This window comes from Rhizobium sp. BK650, from assembly GCF_014195325.1.
In the GTDB taxonomy this organism is placed as follows: Bacteria; Pseudomonadota; Alphaproteobacteria; order Rhizobiales; family Rhizobiaceae; genus Rhizobium.
Map to the genome: position 1 here is coordinate 784,010 of NZ_JACIBK010000001.1, position 23,940 is coordinate 807,949.

Annotated in this window: 26 protein-coding genes; 12 read left to right on the forward strand and 14 right to left on the reverse strand. The window is 62.3% G+C overall.

What is annotated here, in order from left to right:
- Nucleotides 1–74: 74 nt before the first annotated feature.
- The 3 genes from znuC to FHX15_RS03800 are packed head-to-tail and all read left to right on the forward strand — an operon-like array spanning nt 75 to nt 2,285.
- Nucleotides 75–1,082, forward strand: a complete 1,008-nt coding sequence (gene znuC, locus FHX15_RS03790; protein WP_184393781.1) for a zinc ABC transporter ATP-binding protein ZnuC — start codon at nt 75–77, stop codon at nt 1,080–1,082.
- Nucleotides 1,075–1,890, forward strand: coding sequence for a zinc ABC transporter permease subunit ZnuB (gene znuB / locus FHX15_RS03795; protein ID WP_184393782.1), 816 nt, complete (start codon nt 1,075–1,077; stop codon nt 1,888–1,890). Before znuC ends, znuB begins: the two co-directional genes overlap by 8 nt.
- Nucleotides 1,887–2,285, forward strand: a complete 399-nt coding sequence (locus FHX15_RS03800) for a Fur family transcriptional regulator (protein WP_184393783.1) — start codon at nt 1,887–1,889, stop codon at nt 2,283–2,285. The genes znuB and FHX15_RS03800 overlap by 4 nt, the downstream gene beginning before the upstream one ends.
- 110 nt (nt 2,286–2,395) lie before the next feature.
- Here FHX15_RS03800 and FHX15_RS03805 read toward each other — a convergent pair whose 3' ends face one another.
- Nucleotides 2,396–3,142 carry an SDR family oxidoreductase gene (locus tag FHX15_RS03805; RefSeq protein WP_312861622.1) on the reverse strand — a complete coding sequence of 249 codons (747 nt, stop codon included), beginning with the start codon at nt 3,140–3,142 and terminating at the stop codon, nt 2,396–2,398.
- A 10-nt stretch (nt 3,143–3,152) separates the two neighbouring features.
- On the reverse strand, nt 3,153–3,893 hold the full coding sequence (locus FHX15_RS03810; RefSeq protein ID WP_184393785.1) for a 3-oxoacyl-ACP reductase family protein: 741 nt from the start codon (nt 3,891–3,893) through the stop codon (nt 3,153–3,155).
- A 385-nt stretch (nt 3,894–4,278) separates the two neighbouring features.
- Between FHX15_RS03810 and FHX15_RS03815 the strand changes: the two genes are divergently transcribed.
- A complete protein-coding gene (locus FHX15_RS03815; RefSeq protein WP_184394029.1) occupies nt 4,279–5,193 on the forward strand; it encodes a LysR family transcriptional regulator in 915 nt (304 codons plus the stop codon).
- Nucleotides 5,194–5,196: 3 nt separating this feature from the next.
- Here the strand turns inward: FHX15_RS03815 and FHX15_RS03820 are convergent, their stop codons facing one another.
- Nucleotides 5,197–5,943 carry an aminoglycoside phosphotransferase family protein gene (locus tag FHX15_RS03820; protein ID WP_184393787.1) on the reverse strand — a complete coding sequence of 249 codons (747 nt, stop codon included), beginning with the start codon at nt 5,941–5,943 and terminating at the stop codon, nt 5,197–5,199.
- A 201-nt stretch (nt 5,944–6,144) separates the two neighbouring features.
- Here FHX15_RS03820 and FHX15_RS03825 point away from each other — a divergent pair, with 201 nt between their 5' ends.
- Nucleotides 6,145–6,918, forward strand: coding sequence for a gamma-glutamylcyclotransferase (locus tag FHX15_RS03825; protein WP_184393789.1), 774 nt, complete (start codon nt 6,145–6,147; stop codon nt 6,916–6,918).
- A gap of 26 nt (nt 6,919–6,944) precedes the next feature.
- Here FHX15_RS03825 and FHX15_RS03830 read toward each other — a convergent pair whose 3' ends face one another.
- Entirely contained in the window at nt 6,945–7,976 is a 1,032-nt protein-coding gene (locus FHX15_RS03830; protein WP_184393791.1) for an aldo/keto reductase, read from the reverse strand.
- Between the two features lie 172 nt (nt 7,977–8,148).
- Here FHX15_RS03830 and FHX15_RS03835 point away from each other — a divergent pair, with 172 nt between their 5' ends.
- On the forward strand, nt 8,149–8,769 hold the full coding sequence (locus FHX15_RS03835; protein ID WP_184393793.1) for a TetR/AcrR family transcriptional regulator: 621 nt from the start codon (nt 8,149–8,151) through the stop codon (nt 8,767–8,769).
- A 25-nt stretch (nt 8,770–8,794) separates the two neighbouring features.
- Here the strand turns inward: FHX15_RS03835 and FHX15_RS03840 are convergent, their stop codons facing one another.
- The 3 genes from FHX15_RS03840 to FHX15_RS03850 form a co-directional block, all read right to left on the reverse strand.
- Nucleotides 8,795–9,763 carry a DMT family transporter gene (locus FHX15_RS03840; protein ID WP_184393794.1) on the reverse strand — a complete coding sequence of 323 codons (969 nt, stop codon included), beginning with the start codon at nt 9,761–9,763 and terminating at the stop codon, nt 8,795–8,797.
- Nucleotides 9,764–9,835: 72 nt separating this feature from the next.
- Nucleotides 9,836–10,336 (reverse strand): DUF4405 domain-containing protein, encoded by a 501-nt coding sequence (locus FHX15_RS03845; RefSeq protein ID WP_184393796.1) that lies wholly within the window; start codon nt 10,334–10,336, stop codon nt 9,836–9,838.
- The gene (locus FHX15_RS03850) at nt 10,326–11,846 is read right to left on the reverse strand and encodes an FAD-dependent oxidoreductase (protein ID WP_184393798.1); all 1,521 of its coding nucleotides are present in this window, start codon (nt 11,844–11,846) and stop codon (nt 10,326–10,328) included. Before FHX15_RS03850 ends, FHX15_RS03845 begins: the two co-directional genes overlap by 11 nt.
- A 45-nt stretch (nt 11,847–11,891) precedes the next feature.
- Between FHX15_RS03850 and FHX15_RS03855 the strand changes: the two genes are divergently transcribed.
- Nucleotides 11,892–12,368: a MarR family winged helix-turn-helix transcriptional regulator gene (locus FHX15_RS03855; protein ID WP_184393800.1), complete on the forward strand. Its 477-nt coding sequence runs from the start codon at nt 11,892–11,894 to the stop codon at nt 12,366–12,368.
- A 37-nt stretch (nt 12,369–12,405) separates the two neighbouring features.
- Here FHX15_RS03855 and FHX15_RS03860 read toward each other — a convergent pair whose 3' ends face one another.
- Nucleotides 12,406–13,896: a murein L,D-transpeptidase gene (locus FHX15_RS03860; protein ID WP_184393802.1), complete on the reverse strand. Its 1,491-nt coding sequence runs from the start codon at nt 13,894–13,896 to the stop codon at nt 12,406–12,408.
- Between the two features lie 166 nt (nt 13,897–14,062).
- On the reverse strand, nt 14,063–14,971 hold the full coding sequence (locus FHX15_RS03865; RefSeq protein WP_184393804.1) for a LysR family transcriptional regulator: 909 nt from the start codon (nt 14,969–14,971) through the stop codon (nt 14,063–14,065).
- 129 nt (nt 14,972–15,100) lie between these two features.
- On the opposite strand from FHX15_RS03865, the gene FHX15_RS03870 reads away from it, so the two are divergent.
- Both FHX15_RS03870 and FHX15_RS03875 read left to right on the forward strand, forming a co-directional pair.
- Nucleotides 15,101–15,814 carry an SDR family oxidoreductase gene (locus FHX15_RS03870; protein ID WP_184394031.1) on the forward strand — a complete coding sequence of 238 codons (714 nt, stop codon included), beginning with the start codon at nt 15,101–15,103 and terminating at the stop codon, nt 15,812–15,814.
- Nucleotides 15,815–15,818: 4 nt separating this feature from the next.
- The gene (locus tag FHX15_RS03875) at nt 15,819–16,193 is read left to right on the forward strand and encodes a VOC family protein (RefSeq protein WP_184393806.1); all 375 of its coding nucleotides are present in this window, start codon (nt 15,819–15,821) and stop codon (nt 16,191–16,193) included.
- Nucleotides 16,194–16,285: 92 nt separating this feature from the next.
- On the opposite strand, the gene FHX15_RS03880 is transcribed toward FHX15_RS03875, so the two are convergent.
- Nucleotides 16,286–16,939, reverse strand: coding sequence for a dihydrofolate reductase family protein (locus FHX15_RS03880; protein ID WP_184393808.1), 654 nt, complete (start codon nt 16,937–16,939; stop codon nt 16,286–16,288).
- Nucleotides 16,940–17,105: 166 nt separating this feature from the next.
- On the opposite strand from FHX15_RS03880, the gene FHX15_RS03885 reads away from it, so the two are divergent.
- Entirely contained in the window at nt 17,106–17,864 is a 759-nt protein-coding gene (locus tag FHX15_RS03885) for a S9 family peptidase (RefSeq protein WP_184393810.1), read from the forward strand.
- Between the two features lie 21 nt (nt 17,865–17,885).
- On the opposite strand, the gene FHX15_RS03890 is transcribed toward FHX15_RS03885, so the two are convergent.
- The gene (locus FHX15_RS03890; protein WP_184393811.1) at nt 17,886–18,512 is read right to left on the reverse strand and encodes a TetR family transcriptional regulator; all 627 of its coding nucleotides are present in this window, start codon (nt 18,510–18,512) and stop codon (nt 17,886–17,888) included.
- Nucleotides 18,513–18,603: 91 nt separating this feature from the next.
- On the opposite strand from FHX15_RS03890, the gene FHX15_RS03895 reads away from it, so the two are divergent.
- Entirely contained in the window at nt 18,604–19,260 is a 657-nt protein-coding gene (locus FHX15_RS03895; protein ID WP_184393812.1) for an O-methyltransferase, read from the forward strand.
- Nucleotides 19,261–19,337: 77 nt separating this feature from the next.
- Nucleotides 19,338–20,204 carry an SDR family oxidoreductase gene (locus FHX15_RS03900; RefSeq protein ID WP_184393813.1) on the forward strand — a complete coding sequence of 289 codons (867 nt, stop codon included), beginning with the start codon at nt 19,338–19,340 and terminating at the stop codon, nt 20,202–20,204.
- 14 nt (nt 20,205–20,218) lie between these two features.
- Here the strand turns inward: FHX15_RS03900 and FHX15_RS03905 are convergent, their stop codons facing one another.
- From FHX15_RS03905 to FHX15_RS03915, 3 genes are all read right to left on the reverse strand, one after another.
- The gene (locus FHX15_RS03905) at nt 20,219–21,706 is read right to left on the reverse strand and encodes a DHA2 family efflux MFS transporter permease subunit (protein ID WP_184393814.1); all 1,488 of its coding nucleotides are present in this window, start codon (nt 21,704–21,706) and stop codon (nt 20,219–20,221) included.
- 152 nt (nt 21,707–21,858) lie between these two features.
- Nucleotides 21,859–22,995, reverse strand: a complete 1,137-nt coding sequence (locus FHX15_RS03910) for a hypothetical protein (protein ID WP_184393815.1) — start codon at nt 22,993–22,995, stop codon at nt 21,859–21,861.
- A gap of 106 nt (nt 22,996–23,101) precedes the next feature.
- A complete protein-coding gene (locus FHX15_RS03915; protein ID WP_184393816.1) occupies nt 23,102–23,365 on the reverse strand; it encodes a DUF982 domain-containing protein in 264 nt (87 codons plus the stop codon).
- Between the last annotated feature and the right edge of the window lie 575 nt (nt 23,366–23,940).

A 23,940-nucleotide genomic window follows, 5' to 3' on the forward strand; every position in this document is an offset into this window, starting at 1 on the left:
TATGTTATTACATCAATTGCGTTATGCTATAACGTGTGCAATAGCAGGATGCAACAGCACTTTCGGAAAATTTGATGCTTTCTCCCGCAAATAGTCCCGACAGGATCAGGGCCGAAACGCTGGTTTCGCTCGAAAATGTCGGCGTTCGCCGCGGCGGTCGCTGGCTGGTGCGCGGCGTGGATTTCTCCGTTTCGCGCGGCGAGATCGTCACGCTGATCGGCCCCAACGGCTCCGGCAAATCGACAAGCGCCAAGGCGGCGATCGGCGTGTTGAAGCCCGATGAGGGCAGGGTCATGAAGAAAGCCGGCCTCAAGGTCGGTTATGTGCCGCAGAAGCTCGCGATCGATTGGACATTACCGCTTTCCGTACGCCGGCTGATGACGCTGACCGGGCCGCTGCCCGAGGCCGATATCATGGCGGCACTGGAAGCATCCGGCATGGCGCATATGCTGGATGCGCAGGTGCAGCACCTCTCGGGTGGCGAATTCCAGCGGGCGCTGATGGCGCGCGCCATTGCCCGCAAGCCGGATCTTCTCGTGCTCGACGAGCCAGTGCAGGGCGTGGATTTCGCCGGTGAGATCGCGCTTTACGACCTCATCAAATCGATCCGCAATACGACCGGCTGCGGTATTCTGCTGATCTCGCACGATCTGCACGTCGTCATGGCGGAGACCGATACAGTGATCTGCCTCAACGGCCATGTCTGCTGCCGCGGCACGCCGCAGACGGTCAGCCAGAGCCCGGAATATGTGCGCCTATTCGGCAGCCGTGCGGCGCAGACGCTTGCCGTCTACAGCCACCATCACGACCATACGCATCTGCCCGACGGGCGCGTGCTGCATGAAGACGGTTCGGTGACCGATCATTGTTATCCCGAGGATGGGCATCACCATGATCATGACGATGGGCTCGGGCATGGACGTGATCACGGGCACGAGCATTCGCACGATCATGCCGAGGCTTATGCTCACGCTCATGCCGATGGAGATCAGTCGCACGGGCATGCGCATGCAGAAGCGCACGCCCATACCCACACGCATTTCCAGAGCGGAGCCAAAAGCGGGGAGGACCGACATGCTTGACGATTTCTTCGTGCGCGCAGTCCTTGCCGGCGTCGGGCTGGCGCTGACGACCGGGCCGCTGGGCTGTTTCATCATCTGGCGGCGCATGGCCTATTTCGGCGATACGATCGCCCATTCGGCGCTGCTGGGCGTCGCGCTCTCGTTGCTCTTCGAACTCAACCTGACGCTGGCCGTCTTCGTGGTGGCTGCCGTTGTCTCGATCCTGCTGCTCTTGCTGCAGAAGCGTCAGGCGCTGTCGGCCGATGCGCTGCTCGGCATCCTCTCGCATGCGACGCTGGCTATCGGCCTCGTCATGGTAGCCTTCATGACCTGGGTGCGCATCGATCTTATCGCCTTCCTGTTCGGCGATATCCTGGCGGTGTCGACCAGCGATATCGCGCTGATCTGGGGTGGCGGCATTCTTGTGCTCGCGGCGATCGCCTGGCTGTGGCGTCCGCTCTTGGCAGCCACCGTCAATCCGGAACTGGCAGAGGCCGAAGGCCTGCGGCCGGAGCGGGCGCGGCTGTTCTTCATGCTCTTGATGGCCGTCGTCATCGCCATTGCCATGAAGATCGTCGGCATCATGCTGATCACCTCGCTGCTGATCATTCCGGCGGCAACGGCGCGGCGCTTCTCATCGACGCCGGAACTGATGGCCGTGCTCGCCTCGCTGATCGGCGCGGTCGCCGTCGTCGGCGGGCTCTTCGGCTCGCTGACCTATGACACGCCGTCCGGCCCGTCGATCGTCGTCGCCGCCCTCATTCTTTTCATTCTGAGCCTGCTTCCCGCCTGGCGCGGGCGCAGGGACCTGCAAGGACAAGGCTCATGAACGCACCGCAAATGACCCGCAACCAGATGCTCGTCTTCGACGTGCTCGAAAAGGCAGAGGGACCGCTCAGCGCCTATACGATCCTCGACAAGCTGCGCGACCAGGGTTTTCGCGCGCCGCTGCAGGTCTATCGCGCGCTGGAAAAGCTGCTCGAATATGGCGTCGTGCACCGGCTCGAAAGCATCAATTCCTTCGTCGCCTGCGCCCATCCGGGCGAAGACTGCCACAGCCACGGCATCGTCGCCTTCGCGATATGCGAAAGCTGCGGGCAGGTGATCGAGTTCCACGACCATGAAGTGGACCACCGGCTGATGGGCTGGGTGCGCAGCCAGAAGTTCAAGCCGGCGAAGACGACGATCGAGATCCGCGGCACCTGCGAGGCTTGTGCGGCTTAACTGGCAAGCGCCGGACGAAAACGATACTCCCCTCCTCTCGTGATCATGCTCGACGCTGGGCCGCGCCGGGGCCGCCTCGTCCCGGCGACTAATGCTCAGCCGTCGGGAGATCAAAGCTTCGATCCGCCGTCGGCATGGATGATGTCGCCGGTGATCCAGCGGGCCTGGTCGGAGGCGAGGAAAGCGATGACGTCGCCGATATCCTCGGGCACGGCGAGGCGTTTGAGGGATTGCATGCCAAGCGCGAAATCTCGGCCGGCATCGGTCTTGGTGAAGTTGGACATATCCGTCTGGACGACGCCGGGAGCCACCGCATTGACGCGGATGCCGCGTGGGCCGAGGGCGGCGGCGAAGTGGGTTACGAGTGTGTCAATCGCTCCCTTGGTCGCGGCATAGGCATAGATCGTTCCGACCGAGGCACGGGCGGCGAGCGAGGAGACGAGCACGATGCTGCTGCCCTCATGCAGGATCGGTAGCAGTTGCTGCACGAGGAAGAAGGGGGCGCGGACATTGACGGCGAAGAGCCGGTCGAAATCCTCCACCGTCGTCTCCTCGATGGGGGCCGCCCTGGAGATACCGGCATTGGCGACAAGGATATCCAGCCGGTCGCCGACGATTTCGCGCACGCGGGCGGCGAGCTTATGCGGCCCGTCGGGGAGCGAAAGATCGGCGCCGACGGCTTCGGCGCGGCCGCCGGCGAGGCGGATGTTCTCCACGACCACTTCGGCTTCCTGTTTGCCGCTCGAATAGTGAACAAGCACCTGGGCGCCGGCCTTGGCGAGAGCGAGCGCAGCCGCGCGGCCGATGCCGCGCGATGCTCCCGTGACCAGGGCAGTTTTTCCGTTGCATTTGGTCACAGTGCTCTCCTCAGGCGTTGGTGCCGCCATCGACGGTCAGGCTGGCGCCGGTGATGTAGCTGGCCTCCGGGCCGGCGACGAAGGCGACCATGGCGGCGATGTCATCGACGTGGCCGTAGCGCTTGAGTGCCGTATTGGCGATCTGCGGTTCGGCCCAGTCGCCGGCGGCGGGGTTCAGATCGGTATCGATCGGACCCGGCTGGACGTTGTTGACAGTGATGCCGCGCGATCCGACTTCACGGGCGAGGCCCTGCGTGAACATCTTCACCGCGCCTTTGGTCGCGGCATAGGCGACAAGGCCTGGCGTCATCATGCGTTCGCCGACGCAGGAGCCGATGGTGATGATGCGACCGCCATCCGGCAGGTGCTTCAGGGCCGCCTGTGTGGCGATGAAGACGCCGCGCAGGTTGATGTCGATGACGCGGTCCATATCCTCGATCGTCGTTTCCTCGAAGGGCTTCGGAATGGCCGTGCCGGCATTGTTGACGAGGATATCGAGGCTGCCGAAAGCGGCGACGGTCTGCTCGACCGCAGCTATGACGGCCTTGGCGTCAGCCGCATCCGCCTGGATGGCGATTGCCTTGCCGCCGGCCTTTTCGATCTCGCCGACGACGGCTGCGGCGGCATCTGCGCCCTTGGTGTAGGTGATGGCGACGCTGGCGCCTTCGGCTGCCAGTCGTTTTGCGATGCCGGCACCGATGCCGCGCGAGGCGCCGGTGACGAGGGCGGTCTTTCCATTGAGCTTGGTCATTGTCTGTTTTCCTTGTGCTCTTGTTGAATTTCGGGCGCGGTTAAGGGTTCGCGGGCTTGGCCGCGTTGCGCTCATTTCGGGTTGACGTCGGTATCGGGTTTAGTCGGCGGTCATGCCCAGAGCGGCATGGCTGCGGCCGATGGCAAGGGTGGTTGCCCGGCCCGCGGCGGCATAGGCTGACGTGATGCGTATGACGATTGCAGGCATGGGGCTAATCCTTGACATCGCTTGTCCTACGGGGCGATCCCGTCGTTTTCTCCCTGTTTCCGAGAGTTCCCGTCGGGGGGGGGGTCGCTTCCGTTGAGCAAAGATTTAGGCGCTGCTTGCCCATATGAAAAAGACTTTGTAAGTGTGATGGCATGCCTGAAAAGTATGGGGTGCTCACATCGAACTCCGACATCTTCGCTATTTCATCGCCGTCGCCGAGGAGGGCAGCCTGACTGTTGCCGCCGAGCGTCGGCTGCATACGGCGCAGCCGTCGCTCAGCCGGCAGATCCGCGATCTCGAACAGGAGATCGGTGTGGCGCTGTTGATGCGCAGCGCCCGCGGCGTGGAGCTGACAGAGGCGGGCAAGGTGTTTCTCGATCACGCGCGGCTGGCCGTCGCGCAGGTGGAGGCCGGGCGGGACGCGGCCCGGCGGGCAGCGCGGCCGGCCAAGCCCGGCTTTGCCGTCGGCTTCCTGAGCGGGCAGGAGGTCAACTGGCTGACGGAGACCACGCGGCTTTTAGGGCCTGAACTGCGCAATATCGAGATGACGGTGTCGAGCGAGAATTCGCCTGATTTGGCGGACGGTCTTTCCAGCGGCCGTCTGGATGTGGCCTTCCTGCGGCACGAGCCTAATCATCCCGAACTCGACTACGTGACGGTGGCGACGGAGCATTTCGTCGTGCTGATGCCGAGCGACCATCGCCTTGCCCGCGAGCAAAGCATCGATGTGCGCGAGCTTGCCAAGGAGACCTTCATCGGTGGCTCCGACATTGCCGGGCCGATGCGCCGGGCGATCGAGGATTATCTGGCGGCGAGCGGCCTCAACATCGAGCCGGCGCATCGCGTCCATAATCTCACCATGGCCATGTCGCTGATCGCCTCGACGCGTGGCGTGGCGCTGCTGCCCGCCTATGCCGAAAACTTCCTGCCCTGGTCTGTGACCAGCCGGCCGCTGAGGGGCGAACCGCCGACCATCGATCTCGCCGTCGGCTATAACAGGTCGAACAGTTCGCCGACGCTTGCCTATTTCCTGTCCAGGCTGAAGCAGTTCGGCAAGGAGCAGGTGCAGGCGGCGAAAGGTGGCGTCCGCTGAGTTCTATTCCTTGACGGGCGCAAGTGCTGCGAGATGCCGCAAATCCTCATTCTCCTCCGGCACGTTCTCCGCCAGACGCGCGGCCGATATGACGGGCAGCCAGGCGAAGATCTTTTCGGAACTGATGTCACTGCCCTTGGCGTAGGTGACGACATAGGCTTCGGCAATCGAGGGCAGGGCGCGGCGCAGCAGCAGATAGGTGCGGCAGACATCGGCGGCCGGGCTGCCGCTGCAGGCGTCCAGCCAGTCGATGATCGTCGTGTCACTGCCGGCGCCGAGGATATTCCACGGGTGAAAATCGAAATGGCAGAGGCGGTCGCCATCGGGCAGGGCCTGGAGATCGGCGAGCAGGCGGTCCCGCAGGGTGTGTTGCAGGTCTTTCGCTTGTCGGATGTGGATTGACAGCCTTGCTTTCAGCGATGGCAGACCGGTGCCGGGTTCGCGGTGCAGGCGCTGGTGGAGCGCTGCCATCTCTTTGATGGCCGAGAGCGGCGGTTCCGGCAGCATCTCATCGGCAAGGCTCGTACCGGGCGCGCGATCCATCAGCAGTCCCCAGCGACCGTGATAATCGCCGACGACGTGGATTCTCGGCACGGGCAGCGAAAGCGCCTCGGCAACCGCCAGATTGGCGGCCTCGCGGAAGGCCGGGGCTTTCGGGCGGCCGGGCCGGTAGAGCTTGAGCGCCAGCGTGCCATGTTCGTAGACTTCAGCTTCCTTGCCGGCACCGAGCAGACGGCCGATTTCGGTCATGTCAGGCTCCCATTTCATCCCATGTCTTTCAGGCGATGTGGTGCGCATTTCCGTGGCGGGAAGAGGGGCAGATGTTGCGATTGTTGCGGCTGCGGAGACACTGTGTCTGCGCCGGCAGGGTTTATCCCGCGCGCAAGCCGTGGATGATGGCGGCGACATGAGGCTATTGCCGATATCCATGGCCGAGAAATTGGGGGTGTCATGACCATCAACAACAAAGGCTGCGAAGCCATCGCCTGCCGCGGCGAGCAGATCCTGTCGCGCGAGCTGCTGCTGAGCGGCACCTTCGCCGACCTGTTGGCCGGGGAAGCGCCATCGCTCAAGCTTCTCAGCGACAAGGAGCGACAGGCCTCCCTCGCATCGATACTTGCCGAGCGGCCGGCGGGCGACGTCTGGATTTTTGCCTATGGTTCGCTGATCTGGAACCCGATCATCCTCAGCGTCGAAAGCAGGAAAGCCCGCATCGAGGGCTGGCGCCGGTCCTTTTGCCTTGCCACCGTTTCCGGGCGGGGTTCGCCTGACAATCCAGGTCTCGTGCTCGGCCTCGATGCGGGCGGGGCTTGCAATGGTGTCGCGTTGCGGATTGCGGAAGAGGATATCCAGCACGAACTGGAGCTGTTGTGGCGGCGGGAGATGGTGGCCGAGGCCTATATTCCCCGCTGGGTCGATCTGCTGGATGAAGACGGTAGCCGCTTTGGAAGCGGCATCACGTTCACCATGAACCCGCTCGCAAATACCTATGCCGGCGGGCTTTCGAGGGAGGCGACCGTTCAGCGGCTTGCAACTGCTTCGGGCAGCATCGGCAGTTCGGCCGACTATCTGTTCCGCACGCGTGAAGGCTTGCGGGCGCTCGATATGTGGGATGAGTTTCTGGAAGAGCTCGCCATCGAGGTGGAGGAAGCGCAACGCCGGCTGCAGCCGATCCCTGCCGAGGAATCTCGATCCGTCATTGTGCTGGAGGCCCCGCTGGAGTAGCGGAGCCTTCGACGCTGGTTTGCCGATCAGCCGGCGGCGCGTTCGGCGGGCGGACGGCGGCGCAGGCTCGCTATCTTGATCGCCGGAGGCTGGTAATTGGCTTCCAGCGGGCCGGTTTCGGTGCCTGGCGGTACGATGGCGTCGATGGCGTCGAGCAGTTCGTCGCTAAGACGTACCTGCGTGCCGGCCAGGAGATCATCGAGCTGCTCCATGGTTCGCGGTCCGAGGATTGCCGACGTGACGCCCGGATGGGCGATGACGAAGGCAAGCGCCATGTGGGTGAGCGAGATGCCGGCACCTTCGGCGAGCGGGATGAGCTGCTCGACGGCGTCGAGGCTGTTTTCGTTCGACATCTGCTTGGGGAAATAGGCGACGCGGGTGCTGTCCGGCTGGGCGGCACCTCGGCGATAGCGGCCGGTCAGCATGCCCATGGCAAGCGGGCTCCAGACGAGCGCGCCCATGCCATAGCGTTCGAGCGTCGGCAGGACTTCGCGCTCGATGCCGCGATGCAGGATCGAATAGGGCGGCTGTTCGGTGCGGAAGCGGGCCAGCCCTCGCTTTTCGGCTACCCATTGCGCCTCGATGATGTCGGAAACGGGGAAGGTGGAGGAGCCGATGGCGCGGATCTTGCCCGCGCGCATCAGGTCCGTGAGGGCCGAGAGCGTTTCCTCGATATCGGTGTCGGGAGCGGGGCGGTGCATCTGGAAGAGATCGATATAATCGGTCTGCAGACGGCGCAGCGAATCTTCCACGGCGCGATAGATCCAGCGGCGCGAGCTACCCTGCTGGTTTGGATCCTGGCCCATCGGGATGAAGCATTTGGTTGCGAGCACGACATTGTCGCGCCGACCCTTCAGCGCCTTGCCGACGATCTCCTCGGATTCGCCGTGGCTGTACATGTCGGCGGTGTCGATGAAGTTAATGCCGGCGTCGAGCGCCTTGTGGATGATGCGGATGGAATCGTCGTGATCGGCATTGCCGATGGCCCCGAACATCATGGCGCCAAGGCAATAGGGGCTGACCTTGATGCCGGTGCGGCCAAGGGGACGGTATTGCATCTTCGTTTCCTTCGAATTCTGAGCTGCCCCGCAAGGCAGATTTTTGAATCTGGTAAAAGTCCCGACAGCGGCCTTGCATCTGGCAAAGTCTCGCCGAACAGGGTATAAGAGCGCATCCGGAACGTGGTTCCGTTTATACGGAACTATGTTCCGTTTTGCAAGGGGTGTTGATGTGACTGACGGGACGGACAGCCCGGGCGAGGCGCGTGAGGCTGATGGCGGCCATGAAAGGCCTGTAAGAGCGGATGCGCGGCGCAACCTGGATTCGCTGCTGAAAGCCGCCTTGAATGTATTTGCCACCTCCGGCGTAGATGCGCCGGTACGCGAGATCGCGGAAAAGGCCGGTGTCGGCGTCGGCACGGTCTATCGCCATTTTCCGCAGCGCTCCGATCTCATCAAGGCGGTCATGCGCAACGAAGTGGATGCCTGTGCCGATGCCGCGGTGACGTTTGCTGCAGAATATGAGCCGGGCGAGGCGCTGTCGCGCTGGATGCAGCGCTTTGCCGATTTCATCATGGCCAAGCGCGGCCTTGCCGCGGCGCTCCATTCCGGCGATCCGGCCTATGAGGCCTTACCTGCTTATTTCGATCAGCACATGATCCCGGCCCTGCAGGGTCTGCTGGATAAAGCGGTTGCCGCGGGAGCTGTACGCGGCGATGTGGAGGCAAGCGAACTCATCCGGGCCGGCGCGCAGCTATCCAATCTCGGGCAGGGAGACGATCCGGCGACGACGCGGCGGATGATTGCGCTGCTGGTGGATGGGTTGCGATATCGGGCAGGCGTGAAGGGCTGAGGGTCTTAATCTTCGCCTCCTGTCATCAGGCTGCCGCGGTCTTTTCCTTCGGTTTCAGCAGAATAATCAGCAGCAATCCGGCGATGATGAGAGCCGCACCTTCGAGGTGATAGGTCTGCAGTTTTTCGCCGAGGATCAGATAGGCGAGCACGGCGATGAAGATCGTCTGGATGTAGAGGAGCACGCCGGCGCGGGCGGCACCCAGCGCCTCGATGCTGCGGTTGAAGAGATAATACATGAGCGCGCCGCCGGGAATCGCGACATAGGCGAGCGCGATCAGGCCGCTGGTATTCAGCGTCGTCCGTTCGTCGGCGGCGAGCTCGTAGAGGTAGAAGGGCAGGGCTGTCAGCGCGGCGGCGCCGAGCAGCAGGACGAGCAGGGCAAGCCGGTTCAGATCGAATTTTGCCCGGCGCAGCAGCACTGTGTAGAGGCTGAAGCAGAAGGCGCCGGCGACGATCCAGAGTTCGCCGGGGTTGAAGTCGAGCCGCAGAAGTGCGGCCGGGCTGCCTTTGACGATGATGACGACGATGCCGAGGAAGGCGAGGATCGAGCCGGCGACTTGCCAGCGGCCCATCGGCTCTGCCAGCATCAGGCGGGCGAGGATCATGGTGATGATTGGGATCAGCGCGATGATGATGCCGGCGGTGGTGGCATCGGCATGCTGGAGGCCGACAAAGATCAGGCCCTGGCAGACGGCGAGCCCCATGCCGCCGATGAAAAGCAATTCGAGGCCACGCCTCCGCACCAAGGCAAGCATCTCGCCGAAATGGTGATGCACGATGGGCAGCAGGATGGCGAAGGCGATCAGCACGCGCCAGAAACAGAGCGCCCAGGGCGGCATTTCCGAGGAGACCCATTTGGCGGCGATGTAAACGCCGGCTGAGAGCAGCCAGCAGAGGACGCCGACGGAATAGGCTCCGGCAAGCGAACCGCCCACCGCCTTTTCCGCCCCGACAGTGTCGTCACGATGGACTGCCAAGACATGCATCGCCATCGGCAATTTATGCCACAGTTTTCCGTCGCCGCACAGATGAGAGGCATTGGCAATAAGCGGTAAGAGGCTGGCCTATCCTTCGACATCGAAGATGATGGCGAGCGCGCGGTTCTCGTCGATATCGTGAAGGCGGGCGAGATCCTGCACGGATTGATGCGCTTGCGCCTCGATGCCGCGTTTTCTCAGTTTCTCCAGCAGTTCGGCCTGTGACTGGCCGGTGACATCGGCTAGCGCCGAGAGCGGGGCGCCGACGAGCGCCAGCTCGATCGGGCGTTCCAGCTGCGGCCCGGTGATCTGGCCCCAGCTGAAGAAGGAAGCGGCGAGAATGACGGCGAAAACCGCAACGCTGTAGCTGCCCCAGCGCGCCTTCAGATGTGACTGGAACGGCCTGATGTTGGCGACGATGTGACAGATGGCGCCGACCACGAAGAGCCAGGAAAACCACTGGTGAACGACGGTCATCAGGCCGCGCTCGCACTCGAAGAACATCAGGATGCCGGTGCCGGCCATCAGCAGGAAGGCGCCGGTTGTCAGCGGTGTCGCCCATGTGCGCACCGTCACTCTAGCGGCCATTGCCGTCACTCCCGATCTCAAGGCCGACAAAGGCGAGATAGGGTTCGAGAGACGGCAGTTCGTCGGCGGTCACGATGGCGCCTATGTAGCCATCGGGGCGCACCAGAACCCATTCGCCTGAGGACAGGCCGTAATGGGTTTTCAACTCAGCGCCGGTGTCGATAAGGTCGCCGCGCGGTCCTGTCCGGTGGATATGCAGTCCGGGCCGGGGTCGGGGGCCGTCACCGGCCTCGACCTCGTGGCCGATCAGCGTCCAGTGCGTTCCGCAAAACAGGTTGAAAAGCCTGATCTGCTGGCCGGCAGCACCTTGCATGATCGCATCCGGCGCCCGGTCGCCGGCGAGCGCGCCATTGTCACGTGCGGGGTTTTCCATCGCGAGCCGAGATCCCGGATAGCAGAGGTCGAGCTGGTGCACCTCGCGCCCGCGGCGTATCAATCCGGCCTTGGCGGCTTCCAGAAGAGAAGTTGCAAGGCCGAGCATCTGTGCTGCGATCGGCCGGCGTTCGGCCTCGTAGGTGTCGAGCAGGTCATTCGGCGCGCCGGCAAGCACTGCGGCGAGTTTCCAGCCGAGATTATAGGCGTCCTGCACGCTCGTGTTGAGGCCTTGTCCGCCGGTCGGCGGATGCGTATGGGCGGCGTCGCCGGCGAGGAATACACGGCCGACGCGGTAACGATCGGCAAGCCGCGCATTCATGTGAAATGCCGAAGCCCAGGAAACGGCGGTGACGACGAGATCGGACCTGCCGCTTCTGTCGGCAAGGATGGCGGAGAGGCCTGCCGCGCTGAGATCGACATCGCCGTCAAGCGCAATCGGCCCCTGGACCTGGAACATGCCGGTTCCCGCCAGTGGGCAGATCGAAATCTGGCGTGCCATGTCGCCTTCGCCGAAACGATGCCAAAAATCGCGGGACAGGCCTTCGATCTCGACATCGGCGACGAGCGCCCGGACGCCAAGCGTCTTTCCAGGAAAATCGATGGCGAGCGTGTGGCGGACAAAGCTTCTGCCGCCGTCGGCCCCCACAAGATAGCGGAAGCGCTCGACGACTTCCTGCGCCGGGCCTGCCATCCGGGCGGTAACGCCGTCCTCGTCCTGTTCGAAGGCGACGAGTTTCACGCCGTAGTCGACCTGATGGCCGAGTTCCTGCAGGCGCTCACGCAGCACCCGTTCGGTCAAGAACTGCGGGACGAGAAGGGGGATCTGATAGGGCTCGGCATCGGTGGGAGCGGGAAGTGTCATGACATCGGACACGTCTTCGCTTCCATCCTCCCGATATTCGCACTGCGGCGGGTAGGTGCCGCCCGCCGCAACGATCCTGTCGATGACGCCGAGGTCTTCGAAGACTTCCTGCGTTCTCGGCTGGATGCCCTTTCCGCGCGAGCCGCAGAAGGGGTCCTGCATCTGCTCGATGATGCGGAAAGGGATGGCGCGTCTTGCAAGCTCGATCGCCAGGGTCAGTCCCGCGGCGCCGGCACCGCAAATCAGTACGTCGGCAGAGATTTTCTGTGACATGACAGCTCCAATGTGTGTATTATGCACGTATATCAGGAGCGAAGCATGCCGTCAACAAATTACGTGCAAAATACACGCATTAACGAGCAGCTGCGGGAGTTGCATTCCGCTCTGATCGATATCGTTTCGATGATGAACCGGCCGCAGCGCGATGAAATGCTGATCCGCGAGGCAGGAATTCCGCTGGACAGGGCTTTATTTCCACTGCTCGTCGGCATCGAGCGGCGTGGCCCGATAGGCATTGTCGACCTTGCCGACCGCATCGGCCGCGACCACACGACAGTCAGCCGTCAGGTCGCCAAGCTTGAGAGCCTGGGTCTCGTGGCGCGGCAGGACAGCAAGGCGGACAGGCGGGTGAAGCAGGCGGTCATAACGCCCGAGGGCAAGGCTATGACGGATCTCGTGGACCGGGCCCGCGAGCGGATGGGAAAGGCAATTTTTCAATCCTGGGCGCCTGACGAGATCGACGATCTCGTCAGGCTCATGCGAAAATTCGCAGATGCGGCAGGTGGAGATTTCTGAGCCGCTATCGTCGGCTCAGAAATGAAGCTTTGCCCTGTCAGGACTGCGCCCGGCTCGCGGACGTTGCCGAGATCGCTGACAGCGTTTGCGCGTCGCGGCCGTAGATATCGTCGAAATAGTGGATGACGCCGTCATCCGTTGGCCAGGCGGTGAAATAGGAAACGTACACGGGAACCTCTTCGGGAACCGGCATGTCCTGCTTGCCGCCGGCAGCGATCTGCTGGTCGACGAACTCGACGGAGGTCTTCAGGACCGCGGCAGCCATCGCCTTCGGGTTTTCCAGGCGCACGCAGCCATGGCTGAACATGCGGTCCTGCGAGGCGAATTTGCCGCGCGCCGGCGTGTCATGCATGTAGATATCGTGGGGGTTAGGGAAGAGGATCTTCAGCTGCCCGAGCGCATTATCAGGACCCGGAGGCTGGACGACGCCGATGTTTTCGAGCGGCTGCGACCAGTCGACCTTGGCCGACGGCATCGGCTTGCCCTTGACCGAGACCTTGTAGCCCTCCTTATCCAGATAGGCGGGGTCGTGCTTCAGATGCGGCAGCATCTCGTTGCGGATGATCGATTGCGGCACGCCCCAGTCGGGGTTGAATTCGACCGTCTTGATCGAGGCGTCGAAGAAATTCGTCTGATGGTCCTGCTGGCCGATCACGGCCTTCATCGACAGCGTCAGCGTGCCGTTTTCATAATAGTAGGCCATGTAGGCCGGCTGGTTGATGAAGACGTAGCGCTCCGGGAATTCCTGCGGCAGCCAGCGCATCTCCTCCATCGCCACGATCACCTTGTTGATATTGGCGGCAGTATCGCCGCCCTGGCCTGATGTGCGGAGATAGTGCAGTTCGGCCGCAAGCTGGGCGAATTTCGGATTGCTCGGCAGCAGGCGGTCGAAGACCACCATCAGGTCAGGCGTGGCCGACAGTTGGGCAATCGTGGCCTTCAGATCGACCGGCTTGCGCTTGAAATCATAATAATTGGACAGCTTGTTGGGATCGATCCGGCCGCGGAAATTATCCTGCAGGAACATCAGCATCTTGGCTGAGAGGGAGGCCTCGAACTCGGCCAGCGCCTTGGCGCGGTCGCCTCCCTGAGGAGGGGCAACGGCATAATCGCCGGCATTCAATCCCCAATCGTCGGCCTGCTTCAGGAGGTCGAGGGCCTGTGCGGCCTTCGGAGTCGGCCCCTTGCCATCGACCCAAATGAGCTTTGCCTTCGGCTGGGCGTAATAGGCCTCCACCGCCTCCGCGATGTCATTGTTCATCGAGATCTGGAGGCTGTCCATCTCGTTCAGCACTTTGGCCTGATTGCCACTGGCTGAATCAAAGAGTGCCGATAGCGACGTGCCCGTATCCTGCCGGACGATATGGACGGGGCGACGGGCGGGAACCGTGTAGCCGGGCTTCGGGCTTGCCTGAGTGTCGGGCGGGGCCGCCGGCAAAGGCTCGGCGCGCACGGCAATTGCACCCCCCGAGAGCACCAGAAGACCGGCGAGCGGTGCAATCCAGCGGGAAGATGTTCTAGGCGGCATTCTGATGTCCTCGAAACTCGATAAAATACTGTCGCGGCGCTTATTCATTCCGTGCGGATGAAGCCCGACTTGAACGCCAACAATCGGGCAGAAGATGGGCATTGCTTGCGTCTGGCAAGCCCACATAAGCCAGAAGTTGTTGGAACGAAATCACTTTTTCGACAGATCAGCCGTGATCCGCCGACAGGTCTGCGGGCGACGCCTTGCGCAGCCTCTGCGACAGAAAATCGATGCAGAGCCGCACCTTGGCGGCGGCAAGGCGGCTGTGAGGGAAGACGGCATGGATCGGGGCGGCGGCGAGCTTCGCCTCCGGCAGGACGATCTCCAGCGCACCGCTGTCGATATCGTCCTTGACGTCCCAGATCGACTTCAGCACGAGCCCGGCGCCTGAAAGCGCCCAGCGATGGGCGAGCTCGCCATTGTTGGTGGTCAGCCTGGCGGTGACATTGGCGCTGCGCCCATCCGCAAAGGTCCAGTGCGTACTGGGCGGCTCGCCGAAAGCGATGACCTCGTGGGCGGGCAGATCGTCGATCGTTTCGGGACGGCTGCGGCGGTCGAGATAGGCAGGCGACGCGCAGATGACACGACGGTTCGGCGCGATCTGCCGGGCGATCAGGCTGGAGTCGGACAGCGCGCCAAAACGAATTGCGAGATCGTAGCCCCCCTCGACGATATTCACCAGGCCGTCCTCGGTATCGAGATGGATAGTGAGATCGGGATGGGCCTCTCGGAATTCATGCAGGAGCGGCGCCAGCCAGCGGCGGCTAAAGGCATAGGTGGCGGTGACTTTCAGAAGGCCGCTTGCCGTATCCCTGCCGCTCGTCGCCTCGGTTTCGGCATCGTCGATCTCGGTCAGGATTTTGGAGCAGCGTTCGTAGAAGCGCGCGCCTTCCTCGGTGAGTGACAGCGATCGGGTCGTTCTGTTGACGAGGCGCACGCCCAACCTATCCTCCAGACGCGACAGCTTGCGGCTGACGACGGTCAGCGAGAAGTTGAGATCGCGGGCTGCACCCGAGAGGCTGCCGGCCTGCACCACGCGCACGAAAACGAGCATGTCGAGGAAGTTATCGCTCATTTTCTTGCTGATATCGCAAGAGACTATCTACGACAATATCCATTCCTGCAAGAGCCCTGTCACGCTAACTTCCAGCCACCGAAACAAGGCGGGATCGCCGCACACCGGAGAGAAAAAATGACTTCGACCATGAAATCTTTGGGCAAACAGCGCATTCTCGTCGTCGGCGGTAGCTCGGGCATCGGCCTCGCCGTTGCGCAACTCGCGGCAGCTGCCGGTGCCGAGGTGACGATCGCTTCGCGCTCGGCGGACAAGCTTGCCGAGGCTGCAAAGTCGATCGAAGGCAAGATCGAGACGGCAGTGCTCGATACCGGCGATAACAGCAGTATCGAAGCTTTCTTCGCTTCGCATCAGGCCTGGGATCATGTCGTCGTCTCCGCCGCTCAGACGCCGAGCGGGCCAGTGCGCAAGCTCTCGCTCGATGATGCTGCGCGGGCCATGGACAGCAAGTTCTGGGGTGCTTACCGGGTTGCACGGGCGGCGCGGTTTGCCGAGCGCGGCACGCTGACCTTCATTTCCGGTTTCCTCAGCGAACGTCCGTCAGCGTCTTCCGTCTTGCAGGGCGCCATCAATGCCGCACTGGAATCCCTGGCCCGTGGCCTGGCGCTGGAATTGTCACCGGTCAGGGTCAACGCGGTTTCGCCCGGTCTGATCGACACGCCGCTCTGGTCGAAGATGGATGAGGGCAACCGTAACGCCATGTTCGAGCGCGTCGCGGGCTCGCTCCCGGCAAAGACTGTCGGGCAGGCCTCCGATATCGCCAATGCCGTGCTCTTCCTCATGACAACGCCCTTTGCCACCGGCTCCACGGTGCGCGTCGATGGCGGCGGGGCGATCGGGTGATGCCATGCAGCTCGATCATGTGACTTTGCGCACGGCGGATCTGGAAGGGACGCGACAGTTCCTCCAGGACCTGCTGGGCCTGACGGTCGGCTACCGTCCGGATTTCGGCTTTGCCGGCTATTGGCTCTACGGTGACGGGCAACCTGTCGTGCATCTCATTCCGGGCGGGGGCAAGGCCGTCGGCCGGGATGAGGAGGTGATCGACCATATCGGCTTCCGGCTGGAAGGCTATGATGGCTTTCGGGCTCGGCTCGACGGTGACGGGATTGTCTATTCCACCATGGATCTTGTCGAGCTTGGCGAGCGGCGCCTGTTCGTGCGCACGCCGGGCGGCATCCTGCTGGAACTCGTTTTTCGGGAAGGGGGGATGTCCGATTGAATAGCCCGGAACCCGTCGAGGACAATGCGGTCACGAGGCCATTGAAAACCCCGTGACTTGTCGCGTTTTTTCTCCTCCAGCGGGCAACACGGTTACTGCCAATTCCGCCGGCGTTCGAGTTCGGCCTCGGACGGTTGATCGGTCACGAACGAGCCTGTTGGCACTTCGCCGTTCCGCTCGTAGGTTGCGACAATGACGCCCTTGCTCGACACCAGCGATCTCTTGAGCTTGAGCGCGCCCGGCACCGCGCCACCGTCGGCAAACAGCCGTTTGCCCTTGCCGAGGAGCAGCGGAAAGGTCAGCACGGTCATTTCATCGATCAGCTCATTGGCAAGCAGGGTCTGGATGAGATTGCCGGAGCCCTGGATCAGCAGATCCGGCCCGTCTTCCTGTTTGATTTTTCTGAGGCTTGCGACAATGTCGGCGCCGAGCGCCTGCGAATTCTGCCAGGAGAGCGAGTCCGGCCTGTGCGTCGCCACATATTTCGTTGCGGGATTGAACGCCTTGGCGATGTCATCGTCTTGATAAGGCCAGTAGGCGGCGAAAATGTCGTAGGTCTTGCGGCCGAGCAGCAGGGCGAACGGCTTTTCGAAGAGTTCGGCGATCACGGCTCCTGCTGCCTCGTCAAAGTAGTGGAATACCCAGCCGCCGTACTTGAAACCATTGACGGGGTCCTCGTGAGGACCGCCAGGAGCCTGCATCACGCCATCGAGGCTGACGAATGTGGAAGCGATGATCTTTCTCATGGATGTTTCTCCTCTTGGCGATCCGCGCCGTCAGAGCCGGATCTCGGCCTTAGGACGAAACATGCGGCGGTATGCCGACAAATCCTGCAGAAATTTATGGGAGACTTGCCCGCCCACACATGCGAATTTCGACTGAAGAGCAGGGGACGCGAGGGTGAGGTTGAACATGCCTGATGTGACACGACATCTCATCGATAGGGGTGACGGGGCGCGTGTAGAGCTTTTTCAGGCCCGGCCCGAGAGCGAAAGGCCTGCAGGCGCAATCCTCTTCGTCCACGGCAATCAGGGCGGTCGTCTCACCGGCGCGAGAGAGACTGTCGATACGGGTGCCCTAGTTCGATTCTGCTCCGGTTTGAATATCATCGCGGCGGCAGTCTCGCAGCCGGGCTTTGGCGCTTCTGACGGACCTGCGGATTTCTGCGGTCCAAACACCCAGCGGGCAATCATCGCAGCGCTCTCGTTCCTGGGGGAGCAACCTTGCGTCGATGCCGGCCGCATCGTTCTCTACGGTAACAGCCGGGGAGCGGTCGCCTCGGCCATGGTCGCCACACAGGTTTCCGATCTCAGGGCCGTCATCCTGCGCAGCGGCGTCTATGATCTCAGGGCTGCCTATGAGACCAGCTCGAAAGGTTTGCGGTGGACGATCGAGCAGGAGGCGGGCCTCACGAGCGAAGCCTTTCTCGCCCGCTCCGCCCTGCATCACGCGCAGAAAATCCGGGCCGAAACCGTGCTGCTGCACGGGAGGCTCGACGAGCGCGCTCCCCTTGCCCAGGCCGAACGGTTCTCGGACGCGCTATCAGATGCCGGTGTGCCGGTGACGCTCCATGTGTTCGAATGCGGGCACGATATTCCTCGGGAATTTGTGCAGACGGCGCAGCGCTCCTTTCTGCAGAGGGTATTCAATCCGGTTGTGACCTATCATTAGGCGGGCGAGCGGCCGCACCTGTCAGCTGAGACTGCGGAGGTAGGCGCAGAACATGTCCGCCATCGCCTCCGCGAAGGTCGAGATCTCGTCTTCGTCATGCGCGGCCTCGGAAAATTCCTTTCCGACCGTGCTCATCGTCGTCATGATCAGGTCTCCGGCCATGGCGCGGGTCGCATCGGAGGCATCGGGCAGCGCTTGCCGCATGAACTGCTCGATAATGGCATCGGCGGCGCCCCGTGCCTCCTGCGCTTCCGGGGCGTCGCGATAGAGGGGAGCCGCATCGTTCAGCGCGACGCGGACAGCTGCTTCCTCGCATTCGGAGCGGATGAAGGCGTGAACGAGGGAGCGCAGCCGGTCGAGTGGCGGGCGGCCCCCGTCACAAAGGACTTCGCCCAGCAGATTCGATGTCTGCCGCCATTCGTCGCTCTGCAGCCGAAACAGAATGGCAGCCTTGTTGGGGAAATATTGATAGAGCGAGCCGACGCTGACGCCGGCTCTTTCGGCCACGCGAGCGGTCGTAAAACGCTGCGCCCCTTCCTGCGCCAAAACCTGAACAGCGGCTTGCAGAATGGCGTTTACGAGCTCGTTCGAGCGCGCTTGTCTCGGCGACTTTCTTGAAGAAATTCCATGGCTTGGGCGATCGACCATACCGGCGTTCCGCAAATGCGATTAGCGAATGCGACGGATTATTCGTATTTTCATTTCGAAAGCAAGCCATTCGAAATGAAGGATTTTTCTGATGAATACTCTCGCAAGCGCACCCCTCGGGCCGCTTCTCGATCAGCTGTTTGCCGAGGCCGACAAGGCGACCAGCCCGGTCATGGCCGGGCTCTCCCGCGACGAGCGGGAACGGCTCATGTACAGCAAGACCGAATATCTCGATTTCTACGGACGCCTGAAGGATCTGTGGCTGCCCGTTTCGCGCCAGACAGGAGAGCTGCTCTACATGCTGGCGCGCAGCACCAATGCCAGGACGATCGTGGAATTCGGCACGTCCTTCGGCATCTCGACGCTCTATCTTGCCGCTGCCATCAGCGACAATGGCGGCGGGCGGTTGATCAGCAGCGAATTCGAAGTGTCGAAAGTTGCGCGGGCTCGCCAGAATCTGGTCGAAGCTGGCCTTGCCGACTTCGTCGAGATCCGCGAAGGCGATGCGCTCCAGACGTTAAGCACCGATCTTCCTGACAGTATCGACCTGCTTCTGCTTGACGGGGCGAAGTCGCTTTATCCCGAGGTGCTGGCGCTGGTCGAAAGCCGGCTTCGGCCTGGGGCGCTCGTCATTGCCGACGATGCCGATGACTCCCCCCAATATCTCGACCACGTTCGTTCGCCCGCCGGCGGATACATGTCCACGCCCTTTGCTGATGACATCGAGCTGTCGATGCGCGTGGCCTGACTTCGACTGCTTCCGCACAACGCCCTAACATCAACAGGGGCTGCCCGATGGGCAGCCTGGCAATGGAGATCGCAGCAATGCATATATTCGTAACGGGTGCGACCGGCTGGGTCGGCACCGCCATCGTCGAGGAGCTGATCCGCGCCGGCCACAAGGTCAGCGGGCTGGTCCGCTCGATCGAAAAAGCAAAGGCGATTGCGGTCATCGGCGCAAAGCTCGTTCCGGGATCGCTCGATGACCTCGAGCTTCTCGCCGAGACCGCGTCCAAGGCCGATGCGGTGATCCACACCGCCTTCAACCATGACTTCTCGAAATTTCTCGACAATGCGGCGCAGGACGAGCGCGCGATCCATGCGCTCGGAAACGCGCTTTCGGGATCGGATCGTCCGCTCATCGTTACATCAGGCCTGCTGGGCTTTCCGCAAGGTGCCACGGAAGCGGACCTGCCGAACCCGGCATCGCCTCGCAAATCGGAAGCCGCCGCCCGCGTCCTTGCCGGGCAGGGGATCCGTGCGGCGACGATGCGGCTTGCCCCGAGCGTGCATGGTATCGGCGATCACGGCTTCATCCCGATCCTGGCGCGCATCGCCCGCGAGACCGGCGTCTCCGCCTATCCTGACGATGGAGGTAACTGCTGGTCGGGCGTGCACCGGCTGGATGCGGCCCGCCTCTACCGCTTGGCGTTGGAAAGCGGCGTCACAGAGGCCGCTTACCATGCTGTCGCCGATGAGGCTGTTCCGTTCCGGGAGATCGCCGAGGTGATCGGACGGCAGCTCGGCCTGCCGGTGGAGTCTCGCCCCCGTGAACATTTCGGCTGGTTTGCCACCATGGCGGCGACGAACATGGCGGCCTCCAGCGCCCATACGCGCTGGTTGCTTGGCTGGCAGCCGACCTGCCGAAGCCTGATCGACGATCTCGATCAGCCCGGCTATTACGCACGGTAGGCCGCCAGAAGCATTTAATGCCCGCCCATCGGCGGAGCTCCGGGCTGGACGGGCGGGCGGCGGACGTAGAAGGAGGCCACAACGGCCGCCAGCGAAATCAGCGCGCCGACGAAGAAGGCGGACTGCATGCCGCCGACAGTTGCCGCTGCGGCATCTGCTTCACCTTGAGTCAGGATGCCCGCGCGCCAGGTCATGATGGCGACGTAGAGCGTGGTGCCGGCCGCACCGGCGACCTGCTGGGTGGTGCCGATGATGGCGCTGCCGTGGGAATAGAGTTTCGGCGGCAGCGAGCCGAGACTGACGGTGAAGAGCGGCGTGAACATCAGGGCGAGGCCGATGCTCATGGCGACATGCAAGGCGAGAACGACCCAGATCGGTGTGGTGGGGCCGAGGAAGAAAGTCAGGCCCCACATGACGCCGCTGAACAGCAGTGCGCCGGGGATGACGAGGCGGGCAGGGCCGTAGCGGTCGAAGAGCCGGCCGACGAAGGGGGCGCAGAGGCCCATGATCAGGCCGCCCGGCAGGAGAAGCAGGCCGGTCTCAAGCGTCGTTTTGTGCAGCACCGTCAGCATGTAGATCGGCAGCAGGATGAAGACCCCGAACATCGACATCATCAGGATCGCCATCATGCCGGCGGCGATCGTAAAGGTCTTCGTCTGCAGGGTGCGAAGATCCAGCAGCGCCTTCTCCTGTTTCTGAAGGTGGATCTGCCGCCAGACGAAAATAGCAATGACGGCAGCGCCCGCGACGAGCATGACGCGGGGATCGAGAGGCGTCGCACCTGCTTCCGGGGCGCCGAGTTCGCTGATGCCGAAAACGAAACTGCCGAAGCCGATGGCCGAGAGAACAACCGAGATGACATCGAGCGGCGCCTTTGACGGCACGGTGACATTCTCGATTTTCGCCGCACCCAGCGCAAGAGCGGCGAGCGCAATCGGCAGCACCAGCAGGAAGAGCCAGCGCCAATCAAGCGAGGAGAGGATAAGGCCTGAAATCGTCGGGCCGATGGCGGGCGCCACCGAAATGACAATAGAGATATTGCCCATCGTCTTGCCGCGTGAATGCGGCGGCACGAGGTTCATGATCGTCGTCATCAGGAGCGGCATCATGACCGCGGTACCGGAGGCCTGGACGATGCGGCCGACGACCAACATGGGGAAGCCGGGGGCAAGGGCCGAGACCAGCGTGCCGGCGGAAAAGAGCGTCATGGCGAGGATGAAGACCGGCCGTGTGTTCAGCCGCTGCAGGAGAAAGCCGGTCACGGGAATGACGGTGGCCATGGTCAGCATGAAGGCGGAGGTCAGCCATTGGGCGGAACTCGCCGGGATGTTCAGATCGGCCATCAGATGTGGGATCGCCACACCCATGATGGTTTCGTTGAGGATGACCACGAAGGCGGAGACCAGCAGCAGGCCGATCACCAGTCTGTTGCGCGCGCTATGGTCTTCCACCGGCAGTTCGGCCTGTTCTTCGATCTCTGAAAGCAAGGGTTCACTGGTCATGGTGTTCCTGTATCCATATCTGAAAGAAGTGGTTCTGCCTTAAGACGAAAGTACCGGGCTGATTGCGACACCGGGTGTGCGTATTTCCTATGTCTTTATGTTGTCGCTGGGATGCAAGGTGTGCCCGATCATTGAGGAATGGGGCGACGGCATTATCGCGCTATAGATAGCCCCCACTCCTTCAGCGAAAAGGCTTCGGCCGGCAAGCGCATCTCCGAGAGAGCGACGGGGCGACGGCGGAATGATGTGGCAGTGTAAGGGAAGGCCAAATTCATTCCGCTGATATCAAGCTTGAGCGGGAGGCCGTCGCCTGTGAGGCACTCGCTGTTTCCGACGTCGTGAACGCCCGGCATCAGATCAAACCATTCGCAAGTCTCGCCGAGGATTGTTTCGGTCTTGCCGAGTGAAACCTTCCCGGTTGTCTCATCGAATTTGAACGGGGCAGAACCATCGTCTGCCGGACGCCCAGCCGTGAGCCTGCGATAGCCGCCTTCCTGCTGGTAGGAGATGCCTTGAGCTTCGAGCTTGTTCCAGATCGTGATGCGAAGGGAGCCGCCACGGTCCCGTTGCTCCCGATAATGCCAGGGATAATGCCGCAACAAGCGGATCGTCGAGCCGCCGACGGTTTCCAGCGTGATGTCGAAATCGGGTTGGGAAGGATTGGCATCATGGTCCCGGATCGGCCTGAGCCAGAATTCCTGCGTCAGGATTTCCGACGGCGGCTCGATCTCCGAGGGGGCGACGGTGCGGCGGTCGAGGCTGGCGAGGCGGGTGCGATAGATCGGCACGTCATTCGCGGCGAGCAGCCTTGTTTCGATGACGATACCGTCATCGGTGATGCAGTTCTGCTCTCGTGCGATGAATGTTCCGGGCGAGGGCGATTTGCTCGCCGTTTGGCGCCATGTGCAGCGTTCACCGGCAATGATAGAAACCTCTGCAAGCGGCTGGAGCGCTTCTGTTTTCGTGGCATCCAGTTTTCGATCGCGAAGAAGAAGTTCCAGGAACGTGATCTGACCGTCCGCCTGCCTGCTCCAGCGCAGAACAGGCCCGTTCCTGTCCGCTCCGAAGCCGACGCTTATCCGGCCGTCGCGCAGCGTCTCGCTCAGAAACATGCCGCCGCGATGCGTCATGGTGACGGTAGGATCGACCGGCTTGCCATCCTTGTCGAGCGCCTGCATGACGGCCACGTAGTCCGGCGGAACTGGGGAGGCGGTAAGAATCGACTGGGCAATCGCGGTTCCCGCCAAGGCCGTGAAGGCGATTGCGCCTGTTATTGCTGCGGTCTTCATTTTCTCTCGGATGTTCGCCTGCACGTCATCGCTTTGCCGCCAGCAGATGACGGTTTTGCCGAGAAAATCAATGGAGCCATTGGCTCAATGGAAGCTTATCAAACCATCAATGGACGATGGTCAGCGCGGCGATGCCCGCCTCGTCGGCGGCGCGCAAAAATGCCTCGCGGAATTGTTCCGGAGCCACTTCTCCACAGATGGCGTCGATACAGGCTTTGACGGCGATCACATATTCCTCGCCATCATCAAAGGGCCAGTCCCGGATCAACAAGTATGCAGCATCGCCGAGCGTGCGCACGACGGTGTGCGTCTCTCGACCACGCAAAACCAGCCCGACCGGCGCGAATGCCGATGACGTATTCCAACTCATTGTCCTCGACCCCTCAAGGCACAGAGGTTCAGTCCCTTAAACACACTATACGCGTGAATTATGAAATTCGGAATTGCGGAATGCGTGAATGTCGAACGCGTGACTTTTTTGCCGCGGACAAAGAAGGGCGCTCTACGACGTCATGTCGGAGCGCCCTGTGGCTGCGTCGGCATCAGTTGCGGCGGAGGCCGACGGCAGGCCTCATCATCAGACGGCATCTGGAACGAAATGGCAACAGCGGGGGCCAAACTGCGCCCCAATGCGACCTTCGATCCACAATGTTTCCACAGCTTATCCACAGGCGCGGTCCAATCTCTCCCCAACGCTTTCAACGACATGTACGTGAAACCGGTTGGTCTGCCCCGGATGGGTGATGTGACCGGCCGATAACAGCGGGAATATCTTCCAGACCAAGCGCCCTAAAGGCCACAATACCCGGCTATTCTGGTTCTCCCTCCTTGAGCGCGGGGCGGCGGATGCTCGGAGGTGGGAGGCGGCAGGCGTGCATGAGGGCCTGCCGCCTTCAACGTCCGGAATAAGGGACAAATCGGCGACTGACGTTGTCGCAAACAAAA

What these genes read in the sequence shown, in the direction of transcription:
- znuC (WP_184393781.1), top strand. Translation starts at nt 75, where the DNA reads ATGCTTTCTCCCGCAAATAGTCCCGACAGGATCAGGGCCGAAACGCTG.
- znuB (WP_184393782.1), top strand. Translation starts at nt 1,075, where the DNA reads ATGCTTGACGATTTCTTCGTGCGCGCAGTCCTTGCCGGCGTCGGGCTG.
- FHX15_RS03800 (WP_184393783.1), top strand. Translation starts at nt 1,887, where the DNA reads ATGAACGCACCGCAAATGACCCGCAACCAGATGCTCGTCTTCGACGTG.
- FHX15_RS03810 (WP_184393785.1), bottom strand. Translation starts at nt 3,893, where the DNA reads ATGACCAAGCTCAATGGAAAGACCGCCCTCGTCACCGGCGCCTCGCGC.
- FHX15_RS03820 (WP_184393787.1), bottom strand. Translation starts at nt 5,943, where the DNA reads ATGACCGAAATCGGCCGTCTGCTCGGTGCCGGCAAGGAAGCTGAAGTC.
- FHX15_RS03825 (WP_184393789.1), top strand. Translation starts at nt 6,145, where the DNA reads ATGACCATCAACAACAAAGGCTGCGAAGCCATCGCCTGCCGCGGCGAG.
- FHX15_RS03830 (WP_184393791.1), bottom strand. Translation starts at nt 7,976, where the DNA reads ATGCAATACCGTCCCCTTGGCCGCACCGGCATCAAGGTCAGCCCCTAT.
- FHX15_RS03840 (WP_184393794.1), bottom strand. Translation starts at nt 9,763, where the DNA reads ATGGCGATGCATGTCTTGGCAGTCCATCGTGACGACACTGTCGGGGCG.
- FHX15_RS03845 (WP_184393796.1), bottom strand. Translation starts at nt 10,336, where the DNA reads ATGGCCGCTAGAGTGACGGTGCGCACATGGGCGACACCGCTGACAACC.
- FHX15_RS03850 (WP_184393798.1), bottom strand. Translation starts at nt 11,846, where the DNA reads ATGTCACAGAAAATCTCTGCCGACGTACTGATTTGCGGTGCCGGCGCC.
- FHX15_RS03855 (WP_184393800.1), top strand. Translation starts at nt 11,892, where the DNA reads ATGCCGTCAACAAATTACGTGCAAAATACACGCATTAACGAGCAGCTG.
- FHX15_RS03860 (WP_184393802.1), bottom strand. Translation starts at nt 13,896, where the DNA reads ATGCCGCCTAGAACATCTTCCCGCTGGATTGCACCGCTCGCCGGTCTT.
- FHX15_RS03865 (WP_184393804.1), bottom strand. Translation starts at nt 14,971, where the DNA reads ATGAGCGATAACTTCCTCGACATGCTCGTTTTCGTGCGCGTGGTGCAG.
- FHX15_RS03870 (WP_184394031.1), top strand. Translation starts at nt 15,101, where the DNA reads ATGAAATCTTTGGGCAAACAGCGCATTCTCGTCGTCGGCGGTAGCTCG.
- FHX15_RS03875 (WP_184393806.1), top strand. Translation starts at nt 15,819, where the DNA reads ATGCAGCTCGATCATGTGACTTTGCGCACGGCGGATCTGGAAGGGACG.
- FHX15_RS03880 (WP_184393808.1), bottom strand. Translation starts at nt 16,939, where the DNA reads ATGAGAAAGATCATCGCTTCCACATTCGTCAGCCTCGATGGCGTGATG.
- FHX15_RS03885 (WP_184393810.1), top strand. Translation starts at nt 17,106, where the DNA reads ATGCCTGATGTGACACGACATCTCATCGATAGGGGTGACGGGGCGCGT.
- FHX15_RS03890 (WP_184393811.1), bottom strand. Translation starts at nt 18,512, where the DNA reads ATGGTCGATCGCCCAAGCCATGGAATTTCTTCAAGAAAGTCGCCGAGA.
- FHX15_RS03895 (WP_184393812.1), top strand. Translation starts at nt 18,604, where the DNA reads ATGAATACTCTCGCAAGCGCACCCCTCGGGCCGCTTCTCGATCAGCTG.
- FHX15_RS03900 (WP_184393813.1), top strand. Translation starts at nt 19,338, where the DNA reads ATGCATATATTCGTAACGGGTGCGACCGGCTGGGTCGGCACCGCCATC.
- FHX15_RS03905 (WP_184393814.1), bottom strand. Translation starts at nt 21,706, where the DNA reads ATGACCAGTGAACCCTTGCTTTCAGAGATCGAAGAACAGGCCGAACTG.
- FHX15_RS03910 (WP_184393815.1), bottom strand. Translation starts at nt 22,995, where the DNA reads ATGAAGACCGCAGCAATAACAGGCGCAATCGCCTTCACGGCCTTGGCG.
- FHX15_RS03915 (WP_184393816.1), bottom strand. Translation starts at nt 23,365, where the DNA reads ATGAGTTGGAATACGTCATCGGCATTCGCGCCGGTCGGGCTGGTTTTG.